The organism is Nocardiopsis prasina DSM 43845, assembly GCF_000341265.1.
GTDB lineage: Bacteria > Actinomycetota > Actinomycetes > Streptosporangiales > Streptosporangiaceae > Nocardiopsis > Nocardiopsis prasina.
Genome location: NZ_ANAE01000157.1, coordinates 1 through 20,073, shown reverse-complemented (window position 1 = coordinate 20,073; position 20,073 = coordinate 1). Strand labels below are relative to the sequence as shown.

17 protein-coding genes and 1 pseudogene are annotated in these 20,073 nt (G+C 70.7%); 7 read left to right on the top strand and 11 right to left on the bottom strand.

Annotated features, from left to right (window positions below; all coding sequences use genetic code 11):
• The first annotated feature begins 206 nt into the window (after positions 1–206).
• From D452_RS0118065 to D452_RS0118055, 3 genes are all read left to right on the top strand, one after another.
• Complete coding sequence (locus tag D452_RS0118065; protein ID WP_017545553.1) at positions 207–971, top strand: ABC transporter ATP-binding protein; 765 nt, start codon at positions 207–209, stop codon at positions 969–971.
• A 5-nt stretch (positions 972–976) separates the two neighbouring features.
• The gene (locus D452_RS0118060; RefSeq protein ID WP_017545552.1) at positions 977–3,634 is read left to right on the top strand and encodes an ABC transporter permease; all 2,658 of its coding nucleotides are present in this window, start codon (positions 977–979) and stop codon (positions 3,632–3,634) included.
• 104 nt (positions 3,635–3,738) lie between these two features.
• Positions 3,739–5,334 (top strand): MFS transporter, encoded by a 1,596-nt coding sequence (locus D452_RS0118055; protein ID WP_026129435.1) that lies wholly within the window; start codon positions 3,739–3,741, stop codon positions 5,332–5,334.
• A gap of 6 nt (positions 5,335–5,340) precedes the next feature.
• Here the strand turns inward: D452_RS0118055 and D452_RS28560 are convergent, their stop codons facing one another.
• From D452_RS28560 to D452_RS31750, 5 genes are all read right to left on the bottom strand, one after another.
• Complete coding sequence (locus D452_RS28560) at positions 5,341–5,634, bottom strand: hypothetical protein (RefSeq protein ID WP_017545550.1); 294 nt, start codon at positions 5,632–5,634, stop codon at positions 5,341–5,343.
• 243 nt (positions 5,635–5,877) lie between these two features.
• Entirely contained in the window at positions 5,878–6,144 is a 267-nt protein-coding gene (locus tag D452_RS0118045; RefSeq protein ID WP_017545549.1) for a hypothetical protein, read from the bottom strand.
• A 79-nt stretch (positions 6,145–6,223) separates the two neighbouring features.
• A complete protein-coding gene (locus tag D452_RS0118040) occupies positions 6,224–7,042 on the bottom strand; it encodes a polyprenol monophosphomannose synthase (protein ID WP_017545548.1) in 819 nt (272 codons plus the stop codon).
• A 150-nt stretch (positions 7,043–7,192) separates the two neighbouring features.
• Complete coding sequence (locus tag D452_RS0118035; protein WP_017545547.1) at positions 7,193–7,999, bottom strand: DeoR/GlpR family DNA-binding transcription regulator; 807 nt, start codon at positions 7,997–7,999, stop codon at positions 7,193–7,195.
• Positions 8,000–8,056: 57 nt separating this feature from the next.
• Positions 8,057–8,191, bottom strand: coding sequence for a hypothetical protein (locus tag D452_RS31750; RefSeq protein ID WP_017545546.1), 135 nt, complete (start codon positions 8,189–8,191; stop codon positions 8,057–8,059).
• A 102-nt stretch (positions 8,192–8,293) separates the two neighbouring features.
• Between D452_RS31750 and D452_RS0118025 the strand changes: the two genes are divergently transcribed.
• Positions 8,294–9,073 carry a 4'-phosphopantetheinyl transferase family protein gene (locus D452_RS0118025; RefSeq protein ID WP_017545545.1) on the top strand — a complete coding sequence of 260 codons (780 nt, stop codon included), beginning with the start codon at positions 8,294–8,296 and terminating at the stop codon, positions 9,071–9,073.
• 34 nt (positions 9,074–9,107) lie between these two features.
• On the opposite strand, the gene D452_RS0118020 is transcribed toward D452_RS0118025, so the two are convergent.
• Positions 9,108–10,262, bottom strand: coding sequence for an acyl-CoA dehydrogenase family protein (locus D452_RS0118020; protein ID WP_017545544.1), 1,155 nt, complete (start codon positions 10,260–10,262; stop codon positions 9,108–9,110).
• Positions 10,263–10,529: 267 nt separating this feature from the next.
• On the opposite strand from D452_RS0118020, the gene D452_RS0118015 reads away from it, so the two are divergent.
• Positions 10,530–11,462 (top strand): LysR family transcriptional regulator, encoded by a 933-nt coding sequence (locus tag D452_RS0118015; RefSeq protein ID WP_017545543.1) that lies wholly within the window; start codon positions 10,530–10,532, stop codon positions 11,460–11,462.
• A gap of 272 nt (positions 11,463–11,734) precedes the next feature.
• Positions 11,735–13,044 (top strand): annotated as a pseudogene (locus D452_RS0118010) (ABC transporter substrate-binding protein).
• Between the two features lie 31 nt (positions 13,045–13,075).
• Here the strand turns inward: D452_RS0118010 and D452_RS0118005 are convergent.
• The 5 genes from D452_RS0118005 to D452_RS0117985 all read right to left on the bottom strand — a co-directional run bounded on the left by D452_RS0118005 (position 13,076) and on the right by D452_RS0117985 (position 18,360).
• Complete coding sequence (locus D452_RS0118005; protein WP_026129434.1) at positions 13,076–13,738, bottom strand: TVP38/TMEM64 family protein; 663 nt, start codon at positions 13,736–13,738, stop codon at positions 13,076–13,078.
• 32 nt (positions 13,739–13,770) lie between these two features.
• Positions 13,771–14,865, bottom strand: a complete 1,095-nt coding sequence (locus D452_RS0118000) for an AI-2E family transporter (protein WP_017545540.1) — start codon at positions 14,863–14,865, stop codon at positions 13,771–13,773.
• Positions 14,862–16,280: a sensor histidine kinase gene (locus tag D452_RS0117995; RefSeq protein WP_017545539.1), complete on the bottom strand. Its 1,419-nt coding sequence runs from the start codon at positions 16,278–16,280 to the stop codon at positions 14,862–14,864. The genes D452_RS0118000 and D452_RS0117995 overlap by 4 nt, the downstream gene beginning before the upstream one ends.
• A 155-nt stretch (positions 16,281–16,435) precedes the next feature.
• Entirely contained in the window at positions 16,436–17,281 is an 846-nt protein-coding gene (locus D452_RS0117990) for a TIGR03943 family putative permease subunit (RefSeq protein ID WP_017545538.1), read from the bottom strand.
• Positions 17,278–18,360, bottom strand: coding sequence for a permease (locus tag D452_RS0117985; RefSeq protein ID WP_017545537.1), 1,083 nt, complete (start codon positions 18,358–18,360; stop codon positions 17,278–17,280). The genes D452_RS0117990 and D452_RS0117985 overlap by 4 nt, the downstream gene beginning before the upstream one ends.
• Before the next feature lie 179 nt (positions 18,361–18,539).
• Between D452_RS0117985 and D452_RS0117980 the strand changes: the two genes are divergently transcribed.
• The gene (locus D452_RS0117980; protein ID WP_017545536.1) at positions 18,540–19,886 is read left to right on the top strand and encodes an MFS transporter; all 1,347 of its coding nucleotides are present in this window, start codon (positions 18,540–18,542) and stop codon (positions 19,884–19,886) included.
• Positions 19,887–20,073: the final 187 nt, after the last annotated feature.

Here is a 20,073-nt window from a genome sequence, read left to right as displayed (position 1 = left end):
ACACCCCCTACGAAAGTCGGGGGTGGCACCTGACAAAGGAGTCCCGAACCCGCTCCGCGTCATGCCTTTGGCCGGTGTGAGGATCAGCCCCCAGACCGAGGTGGCGGGGGCGGTCACGGACCTAGCGTGGAGACACACGCCGAGGGGCACGGGGCATCCCGTGCAACCGGCACCGTCCCCTTCCCGAGTTCTGGAGTTGTTCTGTCGTGACCGAGTCCGCTGTGAAGCCCACGTCCCCGGTCCAAGCCCCGCCGGTGGTGGTGGCTCGGGGGCTCACCAAGATCTACGACACCGGCGGCAACCAGGTGCACGCCCTGGCCGGTGTGGACGTGGAGTTCCGCCGGGGCGCGTTCACCGCCATCATGGGCCCCTCCGGCTCGGGCAAGTCGACCCTGATGCACTGCCTGGCCGGACTCGACGTGCCCACTTCCGGCACCGTGCACCTGGGCCGCACCCAGATCACCGGCATGCGCGACGGTGACCTCACCCTCCTGCGCCGCGACCGGATCGGCTTCATCTTCCAGTCGTTCAACCTGCTGCCGATGCTGACCGCGGAGCAGAACATCCTGCTCCCCTCCCAGATCGCCAAGCGCAAAGTGGACCAGGCCCGCTTCGACCACATCGTCGACGTGGTGGGCCTGCGCGACCGGCTGAACCACCTCCCCACCAAGCTCTCCGGCGGCCAGCAGCAGCGCGTCGCGGTGGCCCGCGCCCTGCTCAACGCCCCCGAGGTGGTCTACGCCGACGAGCCCACCGGCAACCTGGACTCCCGTTCGGGGGCCGAGGTCCTGGCGTTCCTGCGCGACTCGGCCAAGGACCTGAACCAGACCATCGTCATGGTGACGCACGACCCCGTCGCGGCCTCCTACGCCGACCGCGTGGTGTTCCTGCGTGACGGCAGCCTGGTGGACGAGGTCCACGACCCGACCGCCGAGGTCGTCTCCGACCGACTGCTGAAGCTGGAGGCCTGAGCTCCATGCTGCGCACCACACTCGCCGGGCTCAGACTCCACAAGTCCCGGTACGTCACCACCGTGCTGGCCATCCTGCTGGGTGTCATGTTCGTCTCGGGGACCCTGGTCTTCGCCGACACCCTCAAAGCCAGCTACGAGAAGTCCGTGATGGGGTCGGCGACGAGCGTCGACGCCATCGCCGTCCCCGAGGCGGAGGACGGCGTGGACGAGGAGGGCTACCGTCTGGAGCCGGTCCCCTTCGACGACGCCGTGCTGGACGACATCCGCGCCCTGCCGGAGGTCGCCGCGGCCGACGGTCTGATCCGGGGCCAGGCCGTGCTCCTGGACGCCGAGGGCCGCGCGTTCGGTTTCACTCCGCCCGCCGCCGTGGCGTTCGGTGAGACGAGCCGCTTCTCCGCCAGTGAGGGCGAGCTGCCCGCCGCGGACGACGAGATCGCCCTGGCCACGTCCACCTCCGACCAGACCGGTTTCGAGGTCGGCGACACCGTCACGGTGCTCGACCCCGACCAGGAACAGCGTGAGTTCACCGTCACCGGGCTGGTCAACTTCGGTGTCGACGCCGGTTACAGCTTCGGCGGCGCGGTGGTCCTCTCCCCGGACACCATCCAGGAGATGACCGGCGCGTCCGGCTACTCCGAGGTCAACGTGCGGGCCGCCGACGGAACGTCGGCCGAGGACGCTGCCACGGCCGTCGCCACGGTGACCGGTACCGACGTCCAGACCGGAGCCGAGTACGGCGAGGAGATGGCCGCGAGCGCGGGCGCGCAGACCGAGATGATGCGTGTCGCACTGCTGCTGTTCGGTGTCATCGCGATGTTCGTCGCCGGGATCGTCATCTACAACACCTTCGCGATCCTCATCGCCCAGCGCCAGCGTGAACTCGCTCTGCTGCGCTGCGTGGGCGCCAAGCGCGGTCAGGTCTTCCGTTCCGTGCTGGCCGAGTCGTTCGTGGTCGGTCTGGTCGCCTCCGCCCTCGGCGTGCTCGCCGGTGTGGGTGTGGGCGCGGCCGGTGCGCGGTTCGGCGGCCAGCTGGTGGACTCCGACGTCACGGCCTCGTTGGTCGTCACCCCCACCGCGGTGATCGTGGGTCTGCTGGTCGGCACGCTCATGACCGTGTTCTCCGCTCTGATTCCGGCCGCGCGGGCCACCCGCGTTGCCCCGCTGGCGGCGCTGCGTACCAGCGCCACCGCCTCCGGTCTGGAGAAGGGGACCGGCTGGGTGCGCGTGGTGTTCGGCGTGCTGGCCTTCGCCGTGTCCGCCGCTCTGGTGATGCTGAGCCGGTCGATGGACACGGACCCGAACAGCCTGTTCGTCGTGACCGGCGCGGCCCTGATCGCCTTCGTGGGCGTGGTCGTCCTCGGCCCGCTGCTGGTGCGCGGGATCGTGCGGGTCGTCGGCGTGCCGCTGCGCCGCCTGGGTGTGCCCAGCATGCTGGCGGTGGACAACTCCACCCGGAGCCCGCGCCGTGCCGCGACCGCGATGATCGCGCTCACGGTGGGTGCCACGCTCATCACCGGCTACTCGGTGATCAGCGCGTCGTTCGAGACCACGCTGACCGCGCAGCTGGAGGAGCAGTTCCCGGTCGACTACCAGATCAGCGCCCAGCACCCGCCCGGGATCCAGGGCGCCACCGAGCCGGAGGAGGGTGCCGAGGAAGCCTCCACTGAGGAGGGCGCTGAGGGTGCTTCGGAGGAGGGCGTGACCGACGGGGAAGCGCCCGTCGACGAGGCGAGCGGTGACCCCCTCGTTCCGATCGAGGTCCAGGAGAAGCTGGCCGCGAGCCCGATGCTGGACAGGGTCATGTCCCAGCGGTCCACGTACCTGGAGGACGACTCCTCTCCTGAGTCGATTCCCCTGCCGGTGACCGCGTTCTACGGCGCCGAGGTGGGCTCCGACGTCAAGGGCGAGGTGGTCGAGGGCGACCTGACCGACCTGGAGTCGGGAGGTGTGGTCCTGTCCCAGAACTTCGCGGAGGGCATGGGTGTCGGTGACGCCTACACCGTTCCCGCGCCGAGTGGGGACCTCAACCTGGAGGTGACCGCGATCGTCGAGGACGACGCCACCTTCTGGGGAGCGATCGTCACTCCCGACGACTTCTCGGCGGCCTTCCCCGAGATCGCGGAGAGCCGCTACCTGCACCTTCGTGCCGCTGACGGCGCCGACTCCGCCGAGGTGCGCGAGGCCGTCTACGCGGCGGTCGACGAATACCCGATGGTCCAGGTGATGTCGGTCGCGGAGATGAAGAACCAGTTCACCGAGATGATGGACATCGCGTTCTACACGATCGCGGCGATGCTGGGTCTGGCGATCGTCATCGCGGTGTTCGGTATCTCCAACACGATGGCGCTGTCGGTCCTGGAGCGCACCCGGGAGTCCGCTCTGCTGCGGGCGCTGGGTCTGGCCAAGGCGCAGCTGCGCCGGATGCTGAGCGTCGAGGCCGTGCTGCTGTGCCTGATCGGCGCGGGGATCGGTATCGCCCTGGGCGTGCTGTTCGGCTGGGCGGCCGGTGCGGCGGTGCTCCCGGGCCTGGTGTTCAGCATCCCGGGTGCCCAGATCGCGGTGTTCATCGCGATCGCGGTGCTCGCCGGCCTGCTGGCCGCGGTGCTGCCCGCCCGTAGGGCCGCCGGGACCTCGATCACCGGGGCGCTCGCCAGCGAGTAGCCACTGGTCAAAACCGAACAGGACGACGGAAAGTCGGCGCGGACCCCCACCCACGGGCGGGGGTCCGCTCCTATGGTGTCGGTAGTCCTCGGGAGGGGTGTCGTATGAGTGGTTCGGCCTCGGTACCGGTCGCCGGGCGGGTCGCGTGGGGAACACCCGCGGCACGGTGGATGCTGACCGCCACGGTCCTGGGTTCGGGGATGGCGTTCCTGGACTCCACGGTGGTGACGGTGGCGCTGCCCGCCATCCAGGGCGACCTGGACACGGGGCTGGCGGGACTCCAGTGGATCGTGAACGGCTACATGGTCACGCTGTCCGCGCTGATCCTGCTCAGCGGCTCGCTCTCCGACCGGTTCGGCCGGGTGCGGCTGTTCATGGTGGGGGTGGCGGTCTTCGCTCTGGCCTCGGCGCTGTGCACGTTCGCGCCGTCCCTGGAGTGGCTGGTCGCCGGGCGCGTGATCCAGGGGGTGGGCGGTGCGCTGCTGACCCCGGGGAGCCTGGCCATCCTCCAGGCGGGGTTCCGTGAGAACGACCGGGCGCGGGCGATCGGCGCGTGGTCGGGGCTGACGGGTGTGGCCGCGGCTGTGGGTCCCTTCGTGGGCGGCTGGCTGGTGCAGATCGGCGACTGGCGGCTGATCTTCCTCATCAACCTGCCGATCGCCGCCGTGGTGCTGCTGATCGCCTGGTTCCGTGTGCCGGAGTCCCGGGACTCCGCCGCCACGGGACGTCTGGACTACAGCGGTGCGCTACTGGGGGTGGTGGCGCTGGCCGGGATCACGTACACGCTGATCCAGTGGGGTGCGGTGGGCTCCACCCCGGCGGTGTGGACGGGTGCGGCCGTGGGTGTGGCGGCGTTGGCCGCGTTCCTGTTCACGGAGGCGCGCAAGTCCTTCCCCATGCTGCCGCTGGGCATCTTCCGGTCGTTGCCGTTCAGCGTGACCAACGGGGCCACGGTGCTGATCTACGGTTCGCTGGGGCCCCTGCTCTTCCTGATGGTGATCTACCTCCAGGAGGTGGCGGGGTACTCCCCGGTCGCCGCCGGAGCCGCGTCGTTGCCGATCACCGTGCTGATGCTGTTGTTGTCGGCGCGCTCGGGCAAGCTCGCCGCCCGGATCGGGCCCCGGATCCAGCTGGTGGTCGGTCCGCTGCTGCTGGCCGCCGGTTTCGTGGTGTTGTCCCGGCTCCAGGAGGAGGCCCCCTACCTGACCGGGGTGCTGCCGGGGGTCCTGCTGGTGGCGCTGGGTCTGTCCACGACCGTGGCACCGCTGACCGCGACGGTCCTCGCCTCCGTGACGGAACGGCACGCGGGGCTGGCGTCGGGGGTGAACAACACGTTCGCGAGGGGCGCGCAGCTGATCGGTGTGGCGGCGGTGCCGGTCCTGGCGGGGATCGGCGGTTCGGGCGGTGAGGGTTCGGAGGCGCACGGGGACTCGACGGCGCTCGCGGCGGGGTTCGGCACGGCCATGCTGATCCTGGCCGGTCTGTGCGTTCTGGCTTCGCTGTGCGCCCTGGTGCTGCCGCGCGGGCGGATGCCCGAGGCCTCCGAGGCCGCCGACCGGGGGTCGCTCCCCGAGGAGAGCACCGCGGTGGAGGCGCTCGGCGAGGACCAACCGCTGCGTTTCTGCGGTGTGTCCGGTCCTCCGATGCGCTCCTGCCCGGGGTCGACCGCGGGGGACCGATCCGAGCACGGGCGCGGCTGAGCGCGGTCAGCGCTCGTATCCCTCCAGGGGCAGGTCGTTGACGGCGTTGGGGTCCGAGACCACGCTCAGCGCCGCTTCCTCGGCGCTGCGGCCCTCGCCCCAGCGCTGTCTGGGGATGGCGCCCAGGTGTTCGGCCCGCACACCCTCGGTGATCCCGAGGCTGCCTCGGCTGTCGTCGTCCTCGAAGTCGTAGCTGAGGATGTTGTGGTCGGGATCGAGGACCCGTTCTCGTTGGGCGACCTCGGTCGCCTGCGGGTCGTCTCCCAGGTCCAGGTCCACTTCGTAGGGCTGTTCGGTCACGGTGTCCGCCTCCTTACCAAAGTTCTTCCCCGTATTGACCTCGAAGATCACACGTCCCCCGCGGCCCTGTGGACAACTCCCTTCGCGGCGTGGCAGCGACGACACCGGATCCCCTGGTGAGGGCGGGCAGCGGTCGGGGCCGGGTCGCGCAGATCGGACGTCGACGCTTCCCCTGCGGACGGCCCTCCAGCACGCGCGAGGGCCCCGGGAAGCACCGTCGGCTTCCCGGGGCCCCGTTCGGGTTCAGGCCTCGTCGGGCTCGTCCACCTCGCGGACGGCCTCGGACTCCGCACCGGGTTCGTCGAGGTCGAAGTCCTCCCTCGGGATGACGTCGTCGCGTTCCTCCCGGACACCCTCGTCAATGCCGCGCTCGGTGGCCTCGCTCTCGTCCTCGAACGTGTACCCGTACACGGGCGCGTCCGGGTTCTGGCGGCTCTCGGCCTCGGCGATCTCGCTCTCCTGGGGGTCCTCCCCCATGTCGGCGTCCACGTCGTAGGGCTGTTCGGACATGTGGTCCCCCTTGCTCACCGTCCAGTCACCCGCATGATCGCAGTTCGGCGCTGATCGGTGAAGGGGGACACGGCCGGCGTCAGCGCCTGGCGTTCTCCGCGCGGCGCAGCCTCAACGGCCGCAGCGCCGCCTCCAGGGCGACCGCGCCGTCGAGTTTGCTCTGCCCGACCACCCGGTCCTCGAAGTGGATGGGGATCTCCATGATCTTCTGGCCGCGCCGGAAGGCCCGGTAGTGCATCTCGACCTGGAAGGCGTAGCCGGTGCTCTCGATGCTGGCCAGGTCCAGGACCTCCAGGGCGGAGGCCCGCCAGACCTTGAAACCGGCGGTGACGTCCTGGACGGGGATGGACAGCACCCGCCTGACGTAGGAGTTGGCCCAGCCGCTGAGCAGGCGGCGGCGCAGCCCCCACGCCTCGGAGAGGCTCCCGCCGGGCACGTAGCGGCTGCCGATGACCACCCCGGCGTTGGTGGAGTACAGGGTGCCCAGGAGTTGGGGGACGTAGCCCACCGGGTGGCTGAGGTCGGCGTCCATCTGCACGACGTAGTCGGCACCGTCCGCCAGCGCGCGGGTCATGCCCTCCACGTAGGCGCGGCCGAGGCCGTCCTTGCGGGTGCGGTGCACCACGGACAGCCGGCCGCCGAACTCCAGCGCGAGCTTGTCGGCGACCTCTCCGGTCCCGTCCGGCGAGTTGTCGTCCACGACGACGACCCGCAGCCGAGGCAGGTCCAACGCCATGAGCTGCGCCACCAGGACCGGCAGGTTCCCGGCCTCGTCGTAGGTGGGCACGACCACCGTCAGAGCGGAGCTCCGCCAGGGTTCGGGCAGCGCCACCGGTTCGGGGGTGATCCGCGCCGACGCGGTCGGGGCGGGCTCCGGGTGCGACGGATGGGTGGACATGCGCGGCGGCTCCTGAGAGGGCGGACGTCGTTGCTGACGGGGGCGGGGAGCGTCCAGGATCACGCACTGGACGTCCACCACACAATAGGTGCGGACGCTACGGTACGCGCTCCATTCGTCCCGAAGGGGGCGCACAGACTCCCGCGAAGGTCACTGGCCGCGTTCGTCGGCCACCACGGTGACGTGGACCAGGGCGCCGGTCTCCTCCAGGGTCATCAGTACCTCGGGGTCGGCGCTGCTGTCGGTGACCAGGTGGGCGATCTCCTCGGGGGCGACGGTGGTCACCATGGTGTCCGCGCCGACCTTGGTGTGGTCGGCCAGGACGATGGTCTCCTCCGCGCAGGCGGACAGGGCGCGGTCGACACTGGCCACGGCGGGGTTGGGGGTGCTCAGTCCACGGTCGGCGCTGACCCCGTTGCCGGACAGGAACGCGCGGTTGACCCGAAGTCCCGCCAGGGACTCCTCGGCCGCCGCCCCGACCAGGGCCCGCATGGGCGCGTGGAGGGTGCCCCCGGTCATCACGACCTCGACCCCGGCGGCTCCGGCCAGGACGTCGGCGACCCGGAGGGAGTTGGTGACCACGGTGAGGTCCCCGTGCCCCAGGAGGGCCCGGGCGAAGGCCTCGGCGGTACTGCCGGGGCCGATGGTGATGGCGTCGCCGGGTCGGACCAGGCGCGCGGCGACCGTGGCGATGGCGGCCTTCTCGGCCGCGCACTGGCCGCTCTTACCGGTGTAGCTCTGTTCGTGTCCGATCCTGCCGGGCAGCGCGGCGCCGCCCCTGCGGCGGTCCAGCAGGCCCTCGGCCTCCATGGCGCGCACGTCACGGCGGACCGTGACCTCCGAGGCGCGCACCTTGGCCGCGATGTCGCGCAGGGACATGCTGCCGTTGGCCCGCACCAGTTCCAGGATGCGCTCCCGGCGCTCGGCGGCGAAGGCCGGTCGGCTCTCCTCGGTCATGGGTACGGGCCCACCCTTCCGTGCTGGTCGTGGCGCACGGCGGGGGACCGCGCCTCCCTAGAGTACGGACCGGTCCCTGGTGGGGTGTGCCTCGCTCTCCGGCCTGTCGGACAGCAGGGTCACCATGAAGAGCACGGTGAGCGTGACGAGGCCGACGAGCGCTCCGGCGCCGAGCAGCATGACGACAGACATCTGAGCCTCCAAGGGGGCGGGCTGACCTGCCACTTACCGAATGCCCCGTTTGGGTTCGGCTCACACCACAGATCGCCCGGAAGATCAGCGACAATGGGAGATATGACCCTCAGCTCCGCGCCCCTCGACTCCACGGTGTGGTGGGCCCACACCTCCGCCGCGAGTGACCGCCTGCTGCGTCTGTTGGACAGATCCGAACTCGAACGCCAGGCGCGGTTCCGGCTCCAGGCGGACCGCGACCGCCACCTGCTGGGTCGTGCCCTGTCCCGCCTGGTGCTGGCGGACAGGGTGGGCTGCGCGCCGGAGACGGTGACCTTCGACCTGCGCTGCCGCTCCTGCGAGGACAAGTCCCGGACCGGCGCGGAGGAGGGCCGGGACGGTGAGCGGGCCCCGCACGGCAAGCCCGTGCCCTCGGGAGCGGCGCGTGGGTGGGAGATCTCCGTCAGCCACTCCGGTGAGTGGGTGGCCCTGGCGCTGGCCCGGGAGGTGCCGGTCGGCGTGGACGTGGAGCGGATCTCCGAGAGCCGTGACCTGGCCGGGCTGGCCGGGTACTCGCTTTCCGACGGCGAACGCCTGGCGTGGGACGCGCTGCCGGAGGAGGACAGGACGGGGGCGTTCTTCGGCTACTGGGCACGCAAGGAGGCCCTGCTCAAGGCGACCGGACTGGGGTTGTCGGGCGGGCTGCGCAGGGTGACGGTCAGCCCGCCGGACGCGGAGGCGCGTCTGCTGTCCTGGGAGGGCGGCGGCTGCCCCGAGTCCGCCTGGCTCTCGGACCTGGACCGGGGGCCCGAGTACCGGTCGGCGCTGGCCGTGCTGACCGACCGCGCGGTCAGGCTGACGGTGCACCCTCCCGAGCGCACCGCCGAACTCCTGCGCGGGTAGACCGGGGCCCGGACACCACCGGGCCCTGCGGCCCCTACCCCTCCTTGGCGAGGTGGCGGCTGATGACCAGGCGCTGCACCTGGTTGGTGCCCTCCACGATCTGGAGGACCTTGGCCTCGCGCATGTAGCGCTCGACCGGGAAGTCGCGGGTGTAGCCGTAGCCACCGAAGACCTGGACGGCGTCGGTGGTGACCCTCATGGCGGCGTCCGTGGCCATGAGCTTGGCCATGGCGGCCTGTTTGCCGAACGGGCGTCCGGCGTCGCGCAGGCGGGCGGCAGACAGGTAGAGCTCGCGGGAGGCAGCGACCTGTGTGGCCATGTCGGCCAGCATGAAGCCGATCCCCTGGAAGTCGCCGATGGCACCGCCGAACTGGCGGCGCTCCCGGGAGTAGGTGACCGCGGCGTCCAGCGCGGCCTGGGCCACTCCCACGGCGCACGCGGCGATGCCCAGACGGCCGGAGTCGAGGGCGGACAGGGCGATCCCGAAGCCGCGGTCCTCCTCCCCCACCAGCGCGTCGGCGCCGAGCTCGACGCCGTCGAAGGTCACCCCGGCGGTGGGAGAGGAGCGCATGCCCATCTTGTGCTCGGGGGTGGCCGAACCGAGGCCGGGCGTGTCCGCCGGGACGTGGAAGCAGCTGATCCCCCGCGCGCCCGAGTCCGGCGCGCCGGTGCGGGCGAAGAGCGCGTAGTAGTCGGCCTGGCCGCCGTGGGTGATCCACGCCTTGGCGCCGTTGACCCGGTAGCCGTCCGGGGCGCGCTCGGCGCGGGTGGTGAGGGCGGCGGCGTCGGATCCGGAGGAGGTCTCCGACAGGCAGTAGGCGCCCAGGAGTTCGCCGCCGACCATGGCGGGCAGGTGAGCGGACTTCTGCTCGGCGGTGCCGAAGGTGGCGAGCGGGTAGCAGGAGAGCGTGTGGACGCTGACTCCGAGACCGACCGCGAGCCAGCCCCGGGCGAGTTCCTCCACCACCTGGAGGTAGACCTCGTAGGGCTGGTCGCCGCCGCCGTACTCGCCCGGGTACGGGAGCCCGAGCAGTCCGGCCCGCCCCAGGGTGGTGAAGACGTCGCGCGGGAAGACGGAGCCCTCCTCGTCCTCGGCCGCGCGGGGGGCGATCTCCTTGTCCACGATCTCCCCGGTCAGCTCCATGAGCTGTTCGGCCTCGGGTGTGTGCAGCGTGCGTTCGACCGCCATGAACTCTCCCACGGTTGGGCGCCCCAGGCGCGCCTCGGACCGACCGGCTTCGCGGGTTCCCCACGAAGTAGTAGGTCATCCAACTATATGGTGACGCAGGGCACCTTATCCCAACGAACCACGCCGGACGGAACCGAGGTGCCACCGGACCGGTGGACCCTGGACGGAAGGGCCCGAAGGGGCCGGAACACCGCACAGGACGTGCGACTCGTCCGTTCTGCCCGCGACGCCTGTACACGGAGGCCCCCGGCGCCTTAGATTCCACGCATGGACCTCGAACTCCGCCATCTGCGAACGATCTGCCTCCTGGCCGACACCGGCAGCGTGACGCGGGCGGCCGCCGCGCTGTCCACGTCGCAGCCCGCGCTGACGACCCAGTTGCAGAGGATCGAGCGCGAAGTGGGCGGCCCCCTGTTCCACCGGGGACGTTCGGGGGTACGGCCGACCGAACTCGGCGAGTTCGTCCTGATCCGGGCGCGTGCGGTGCTGTTGTCGATGGACGACCTGCTGCACGACATCACGGCGCGCGGCGCCTCACCGAGCACGTTGCGCGTGGGCGGGGTCGGTCCGCTCACCGTGGAGCTGTCGGCGCGGCTGCCGGAGGTGTTCCCCAATGTTCCGGTGCACGTGCGCACCGAGTACTCGCCCAAGCTGGTCACGGACCTGGTGCGGGCCGGGCGACTGGACCTGGGGACCACCATCGACTACGTGGACCGCGACCTTCCGACCGACGGCCCCCTGGCCTGGGCGATGCTCGCGGTGGATCCTCTGCACGTGGCGCTGTGGTCGGAGCACCCGTTGGCGCGGGAGACGTACATCCGGCTGGAGGACCTGGCCGAGTGTCCCTGGGCGCTGACGCCGCCGGACGGCACCGGTTGGCCGGAGTGCTTCTACCTGGCCTGCCAGCGGGCGGGGTTCAGCCCCCAGGTCCCGTACCGGCTCTACGAGAGGTCGGAGATCCGCGACCTCATCGCCGACCGCCGGGCGATCGCGCCGTGCCAGGCGGACTTCGAGTCCGGGCGCGGCGTGGTGGTGCGGCAGCTGGAGGGCGCTCCGATACAGCTGCGGCACCTGCTGGTCTGGCGCCGCGACAGCCCGGTGGACCAGGCCTCGGACCGTGTCGCCAGGCTCGCCCGCGAGCTGCTGGACCGGACCCCCTCCGAAGGCGGCCGCCCGACCGCGCGACCCGTCCGCCCCTGACCGAAGCACACACGCACCCCGCGCACCGACACTTCCACCGGACACCGCCGCCCCACTGTGACCAGCGGCGATCCGTTCCGAGCCGCGCGCCGACCCCCTTGGGGCTACCGGTGGCCGCGGGCGTGAAGCCCGTTCGTATGATGTTTACCAGCCGGTAACGTACTGGCGAGTAGGCACCGTCGCCTCCTCTCCTTCTCCCGAGCACGAAGCCGCTTTCCCCCACGGGCCGCCAGGCCCAGCAGCGAAGGCACAACCGAGTTCAGGAAACCACCATGCGAACACTGGGAACAGCCGTGGCGGCCCTCGCCGTCGCGGTACTCGCCGCCTCCTGCGCGGGCCCCGAGTCGGCCGACCAGGAGACCTCCCCGCCGCCACCACGACGGGAGTCACCGACGACAGCGTCGTCATCGGGACCCACCAGCCGCTGACCGGACCGGCCTCCCCGGGGTTCGCGCACGTCTCCACCGGGGCGAGCGCGGTCTTCGACCACATCAACGACAACGGCGGCATCCACGGGCGGAAGATCGACTACCGGGTGGAGGACGACGGCTTCGACCCGGCTCGGACCATGGACGTCACGCGCTCCCTGGTCGACGACGACGGGATCTTCGCGATGCTCGGCGGACTGGGCACCCCCACCCACGAGTCGGTCATCGAGGAGCTGAACGACGAGGGCGTCCCGGACCTCTTCGTCTCCTCCGGCGCGCTCGCCTGGGACCAGCCTGAGGAGTACCCGCACAGCTACGGCTTCCAGGTGGACTACTCCAAGGAGGCCAAGGTCCAGGGCGCCTACCTCGCCGAGAACTTCCCCGGTGACGACGTCGGTCTGCTCTACCAGAACGACGACGTCGGGCCCGCCTCCCACTCGGGGATCGAGCAGTACCTCATCGACGACATCGTCGCCTGGGAGTCCTACGACCCGGGTGTCCCGGAACTCGACGGCCAGGTCGCCGAACTCAAGGCGGCCGACGCCGAGGTGGCGGTCTGCTACTGCATCCCCGCCTTCCTCGGCCTGGCCATCCTCGAGGCCCAGGAGATCGGCTACGAACCACAGTGGGTGGCGCCCAGCTTCGGCGGCGACGTGGAGACCATCTCCCAGCTCATCGAGGAGTACGCCGAGGGGACCCCCGCCGAGGACGTCCCGCCCGAGACCTTCACCGACGGCCTCATCATCACCGCGTTCCTTCCGATGGCCGCCCAGGAGGACGATCCCTGGACCGCGTTCTACCGCGAGATCCACGAGGAGTACAACGAGGGCGCCCCCTTCACCGACACCACCGTGTACGGCATGGTGCAGGCGACCCTGTTCGCCCAGCTCCTCATGGAGGTCGGCCCGGACCTGGACCGCGAGCGGCTGCTCGGGACCCTCAACTCACGGGAGTGGACCGGCCCCGGCCTGGTCCCCTTCGTCGCCACCGAGGACGACCACAGCGGCTACTCGGGGGTGATGGTGGTGCGCAACCGTGCCGGGGAGGAACCCGAGATCCTCCAGGAACCACGGGTCACCGACAGCGACGGCGGGGAGATCCTCCCCTTCGAGCTGGACCGTCCCGCACCGGACGAGGTGCCCCTGTTCGGCTGAGTCCGTGGACGGCGGGCGCGGACACACCGGATCACGTCCGCGCCCGCCGCTCCGGTTCCCGCGCTCGGCGACGGCGCGAACGCCACCACCAGGCCAGCGCGAGGAGCGCGGCGGCCACACCCGTGGCCACCGCCACCGGGAACCCGAGGTCGGTCCCGCCCGTGCCGACCAGCACCATCGCGGCCGTGGCCGGCAGGGACCCCAGGGCGGTCCCCACGGCGAAGGGGCCGGCCCGCAGCCCGGTCACCCCGAATCCGTAGTTGACCATCTGGTAGGGGATCACCGGAATGAGCCGTAGCTGCACGACGGCCAGGAGCGCCCGCCACCCGACCAGGCCCTCCAGCCGGTTTCGGACCCTTTCGGGGAGTCGACGGGAGAGCGCGTCCCCGGCCACGTGGCGGGCCACCGCGAACTGGATGACCGCTGCCAGCACTCCCCCGGCCAGGGCCAACACCACCCCCGCCGCCAGGCCGAACAGCAGTCCCCCGGCGATGTTCAGCGCCGGGCGCGGCACCAGTGCCTGCACGGCCAGGACGTAGGCGGCCAGGTAGACCACGGCGCCCCGGAGCCCGGCGTCGGCGGTCCACGCCCGCACCGCCCCGAGGTCGGGTCCGCGCAGGACCGCCCACACCAGCAGCGCGACCCACCCCGCGAGCAGCGCCACGCGCCACACCCGACCCCACCTGTGCCCCATTCGTCCCAGGTTAGGCGCTGGTTCGGGGCTGCTCAGCGCTCTTCCAGGCGGGGGAAGACCACCTTCTTCAGCACCAGGGTGAGCGCCGCCGCCGTCGGGATGGCCAACAGAGCGCCCACCAGTCCGAGCAGGGCGCCGCCGAGCAGCGCGGCCGTGATGTTGACCGTGGGCACCACGTCCACCGCGTGCCGCATGACCCTCGGGGCGATGACGTAGCTCTCGATCTGCTGGTAGATGAGGAAGAACACCAGCGTCACCAGACCCATCCACGGGTCGCCGACGGCCACGGCCAGCGACGCCACCACCGCGCCGATGGTCGTCCCGATCAGCGGGATCAGCGCCGTCACCGCGACCACCAGGGCCAGGGTGAGCGCGTACGCGGAGCCGGTCAGCCACAGGAACAGGAAGGCCACCACCCCGCCGAGGGCCGCGACCACCAACTGTCCGGCGATGAACGCGCCGATACGTTGGACGATCTCGTCACCGATCTCCTTGACACCGGCCCGGCGCGAGCGGGGCACGAACCGGTACGAGACGTCCAGGATCCCGGGCAGCGAGGCCATGAAGAAGAGCATGAGGATGAGGACGGTGAAGGTGGCGAACAGCGAGTTGAACACCACCTGTCCCACACCCACCAGTCCTCCGAAGACCTGCTGGCCGAAGTCGCCGGCCGTGACGACGCCCTCGATCCGGCCGATCACGTCGTAGCGCCGGTCCAGGTCACGGAAGAACGCCGAGTGCTGGAGCTGCTCCAGGGACGACGGCAGGGACGTGGCGAAATTGCTGACCTGCATGGTCAGGGGTGGCACGATCGCCCAGACGAACACGACGAGGAAGGCCACCAGAGCCAGGCACACCGAGAGGATCGCGGCCCAGCGCGGCATCCGCAGCCGCCGCAGGAACTCGATGGCGGGGTTGAGGCCGATCGCCAGGAAGAGCGCGACCAGGATGTAGACGAACACCGCCCGGGCACTGGTCAGTGCCTGCACGAGCAACCAGGCGCTGAGCACCCCCAGGGCTCCGACGAAGCCGAGCAGGAAGTAGTTGGGGCGGTGTGTCTCCTCGACCACCGGTTGCCGCGCCGGCGCCTCGGGCTGCTTCTCGGGTGTGCGCTTCCTGGATCTCACTCGCTCCGCTCCGGTGGATCGGGGAGACGCAGGGTGAACAGGGCCCCGCCGAGGAGGTCGCTGTGGCCCGCGGTCAGGGTGCCGCCATGGGCGCGCGCGATCTCCCGTGAGATGGCCAGCCCCAGGCCGCTGCCGCCCGGATCGCGTTCCTTCGACTCCGAGAGCCGGGCGAAGCGCTCGAAGACGCGCTCGCGGTCCTTGACCGGGATGCCCGAGCCGTCGTCGTGCACCTCGACCACGGCGGCTCCCTCGTGGTGCTGCACGATGACGTCGATGCGGCTGTTGGCGTGGCGTGCGGCGTTGGCGACGAGGTTGGTCAGCACCCGGACGACGCGCAGCCGGTTGACCCGCGCGTACACGGGTTCCGAGGCGTGCACGTACAGCTGGGGCGGGCCGGGTTGGTCGGAGAACTCCTGTCGCACCGTCTCGGAGAGGTCGATCCGCTCGTGCGCCATCTCCAGGTCGGTGTCCAGACGGGCCATCTCCAGGAGGTCCCCGACGATGTTCTCCAGCCGTTCCGTGTCGGAGAGCAGTCCGGTCAGCAGACGCTCCCGGGCGCGTTGGTCAGGATCGGGGTCGGAGAGCTCGACCTCCAGTTTGGTGCGCATGCCCGCGATGGGATTGCGCAGCTCGTGGGAGGCGTCGGAGACGAACCGGCGCTGTCGGGTGACCGCCTCCTCCAACCGGGCGAGGCTGGAGTTGGCGGTTCGCGCCAGGTGGGCGATCTCGTCGTCGCTCTTGGGCAGGGGGAGCCTGCGGTGCAGGTCGCCGACGGAGATGAGTTCCATCTCGTCGCTGATCAGCGAGACCGGGCGCAGGGCCCGTCCGACTCCGTACCAGATGACGAAGCCCGATCCGAAGATCAGCAGGGCCGAGGCGCCCAGCAGCACGAGTTCCAGGACCCTGTCGCCCAGGATCAGCGGGGTGCGGGTGGCGGCGAGGGCCATGACGTTGTCGCCGTAGGCGGAGTCGTCGACCACGTACGCGACCACCTGGAAGCAGTCACCCGTCGGGTCCTCGGGGATGACGTCACAGACGTAGTCGTCCACCCTGAAGTCGCCGGGGTCGGGGTCGTGCTCGTTCAGGGGCGGTAGCCCGCTCAGGGCCACGCTGGAGGCCAGGACCTCGTCGGTCTCCCAATCGATCACCTGGAAGCGCAGGATGGGTTCGGACGCCGGAATCGGCCCGTCGTAACGCTCCGTCATGATGTGGTCGGCCACGTGACGGGCGCCCTCGGCGGCCCGGTCCCGGAGCTCGTTCAGGGTGACTTCCCGGATCAGCAGGATGGAGGCGCTGAGCAGAATGCAGATGACCAGGGAGAGGATGACGACGGCACCGAGCGTGACCCGGGCTCGGATGCTTCGCGGACGTAGTGCGCCCCAGGGCCTCCGGGGTCGCTCGTACCGATCTGCCACCCACCCATTGTGACTCAGCGCAATAGGAAACCCTTGAATGATCTCCGGTGTGGCGACCGAAACGCACGAACGGGCACGAGATCCCGATTCGGGCGGTTTCGTCCCCGACAGCGCGTCGCCCCGCGAGCCGATGCGCTCGCGGGGGGCCGGACAGACTACTCGTAGGGGTCCGGCGGGTTGGTGACCTCATCGACCGAGGTGGTCGTGATCTCGTGCTCGGAGACGTCGTACAGGTCCCCCTCCGGTTCCACCCAGGTACCGCGCACCGTCCACCAGGTGTCGGCCTCCGGCGCGGGATGGTCGGTGATGAGGATCTTGTTGACCACCGCGTCGGCGGCGCAGCAGGCCATCTGGAGTCGGGCCAGGTACCAGCCGTCACCGTCCTGCGCGGGTACGGCGAACCCGGTGAGCTCGACCTCGCGGCCGGACAGCTCGCGCTCCTCGTCGATCCACGCCCGCATGACGAACTGCTGGATGTCGAGCGGGACCACGTCCTCGGGGCCGGCCTGGCTCAGTTCGTCGGTGAACCGGGAGGGGACGCGCTCGTCGCGGGGAGGCGGGCCGCTGGAACCGCCGGTGCTCTCCACGGTGTAGGAACCGAGTGCGGGCGGAGCGATGACGAACACCGCGATCACGGGAAGCAGGAGCAGCCAGGCCACGCGGGGGGCGACGGAGTGGTCGTGCCCGTGGCCGTCCCCGCCGCCGTTGCCGTACTCGGCCGTGACGTGGTCGAGTTCCGAGCGGGGCGCGGAGCCGTCTGAGGAAGCGGTCGTCACGGCGTCCTCAGGAACCGCGTCCTCCTCGTCCAGAGCGTGGCTCTCGCCGCGCAGTTCGGCGACGATGATCAGGACGCCGAGCAGCACCATGACCACTCCGGCGGCGATCAGGAACGGGCCGAAACCCGCCTTGACCCAGTTCAGGTACAGGTTGGTGGGGACGGTGCTGGTCAGCGCGGCGGCACCGAGCAGGACGAGCGTGAGCCCCTGGGCGATCCGGTTCACAGGAGGATGGCTCCGATCAGGAAGGTACTGAGCAGGCCGACCACCAGGCAGATGGGGGCGAACCGGGCGACGAAGCGCCAGCCGAACACCCCGGCCTGCATCGCGATCAGTTTGAGGTCCACGATCGGCCCGATGACCATGAACGCGAGCTTTGCGGTGGGCGAGAAGTCGGTGAGGCTGACCGCCACGAAGGCGTCGGCCTCCGAGCAGATCGAGAGCAGGATGGCCAGCAGAGCGAGCACCAGCACCGAGATGATCGGCGCCTCGGCCACGGCCAGCAGCCACTCCCGCGGCACCATGACGTTGAGTGTGGCGGCCGCGAGCGCGCCGACCACCAGGTAGCCGCCCGCGTGCATCATGTCATGCAGCATCGACTCCCGGAAGACCTGCCACTTGGAGGCACCGGGGGCGTGGGTCCGCGAGGGCAGGCGCAGCCAGTCGGCCTTGCCGAAGCGCACCCAGATCCAGCCGATGACCACCGAGGCCAGCAGCGATGCCACGAAGCGGGCCAGGATCATCTCCGGTTGCCCGGCGAAGGCCACGGCGGTGGCGATCATGACGATGGGGTTGATGGACGGCGCCGCGAGCAGGAAGGTCAGCGCCGCCGCCGGAGCGACCCCGCGCTTGATGAGGCTCCCGGCGATGGGCACGGAGGCGCACTCGCACCCGGGCAGGAGCGCACCGGAGGCTCCGGCCACGGGGACCGCCCGCCCAGGCTTGCTCGGGATGAACCTCTGGTAGGCCGAGGTGGGCACGAAGGCGATGAGCGCCGCCGACAGGGCCACCCCGAAGACCAGGAAGGGCAGGGCCTGGAAGCTGATGGCCGTGAAGATGGTCGCCCAGGCCAGGAAGGCCTGGCTGGTCAGTTCGTCCGTGAGCCAGGCGTGGGCCATCGCCATGGCGGTGATGAAGAGGGCGAACAGCCAGACCGTTCCGGTGCGGCGCGAACCGGTGCGCCTGCCCCAGTCGGCGGGGGGCAGTTCGTCGCCGTGGTCGCTCCAGTCGCGGGCGATGGAGTCGCCGAGTGAGCTGGTGGGATCGGGCGTGGCGTCGCGCTCCGATGTGGTCCGTTCGGACACGGGGGCACTCCGTGGGGTTCGATTGGGAACTCCCCGAATGGTAACCGAAAATGATTTTCGTTCGTGCATCCGCCGATCGGCCTGTGGACGACCAGGGTGGGTCCACACATGGCGGGGCGCCCAAGTGTGCGGACAACCCCCATAGGCAGCGGTCGCCCAGGTCCCTAGCGTGTGCGGGCATGGAACCGAGAACGACATCGTCCCCCGGGGGCGGAGACGCTCCGAAGACGCCCTTCCACCGCGTCGTCACGGCCAGCCTCATCGGCACCACCATCGAGTGGTACGACTTCTTCCTCTACGGGGCCGCCGCCGCCCTGGTGTTCAACCACGTCTTCTTCCCCGAGTCCGACCCCCTGGTCGGCACCATGCTGGCCTTCACCACCTACGCGGTCGGCTTCGTCGCCCGGCCCCTGGGCGGGCTGGTCTTCGGCCACTTCGGCGACCGGGTCGGCCGCAAACAACTGCTCGTCCTGAGTCTCCTCCTCATGGGCGGCGCCACCTTCGCCATCGGCCTGCTGCCCACCTACGCCGCCGTCGGGGTGGCCGCTCCCCTGCTGCTCACCCTCCTGCGCGTGGTGCAGGGGTTCGCGCTGGGCGGCGAGTGGGGCGGGGCCGTGCTGCTCGTCGCCGAACACGGCAGGGCCCGCAACCGGGGCTTTTGGACCTCATGGCCCCAGGCCGGGGTGCCCTGCGGCAACCTCCTGGCCACCGCCGTGCTGGCGGTCCTCGCCGTGGTGATGACCGACCAGACCTTCCTCGACTGGGGCTGGCGCGTGCCGTTCCTGCTGTCGGGGGTCCTGGTGTTCATCGGCCTGTGGATCCGGCTGGCGGTGACCGAGTCCCAGGTCTTCCAGGAGGCCTCCCGCAAGGCCGCCACCGACCGGACCACCGAGCGCGCACCCATCCTGGACGTGCTCCGCCACCACTGGCGCGAGACCCTCGTGGCCATGGGCGTGCGCATGGCCGAGAACGTGTCGTACTACGTGGTCACCGCGTTCATCCTGGTCTACGCCACCCAGCAGGCCGGGCTGGGCAACGACGCGGTCCTGAACGCCGTGCTCATAGCCTCGGCCGTCCACCTCGTGACGATCCCCATGTGGGGCGCCCTGTCCGACGTCGTCGGCCGCCGACCCGTGATCGCCTTCGGCGCTCTGGGGGTCTCCGCGTGGAGCTTCGCGTTCTTCCCGCTCATCGACGTCGGCAGCTTCTGGTCGGTGACCCTGGCCGCCACCGTGGGACTCTTCCTGCACGGCGCCATGTACGGCCCGCAGGCGGCCTTCTTCTCCGAACTGTTCAGCACCCGGGTCCGCTACTCGGGAGCCTCCATCGGATACCAGCTGGCGTCGATCGTGGCGGGCGGGCTGGCCCCGCTCATCGCCACGGCGCTCCTGGCGACCTTCGGAACCAGCCTGCCGATCTCGGCGTACGTGGCCGGAGTGGGGGTCGTCACCGTGGTCGCGGTGGTCCTCGCCCGGGAGACACGGGGCTCCGACCTCGCCTCCGTGCCGGGCGGACCGCGCGCCTGACCGTCTGGGTCCCCCGCCCCCGCTCCAGCGCACGGCGGAGGGCCGACCCGTGGTCGGGTCGGCCCTCGGCGGCCCGGGGATGGGGGGATCCCACACCTACTCGTGCTCGGGGTCGCGTCCCCTGCACCGGAGCGGCGCCGTACCCCAGGAGACCTAGGCACTGTTTTTTAGAAGTTGGGAGTGGAGC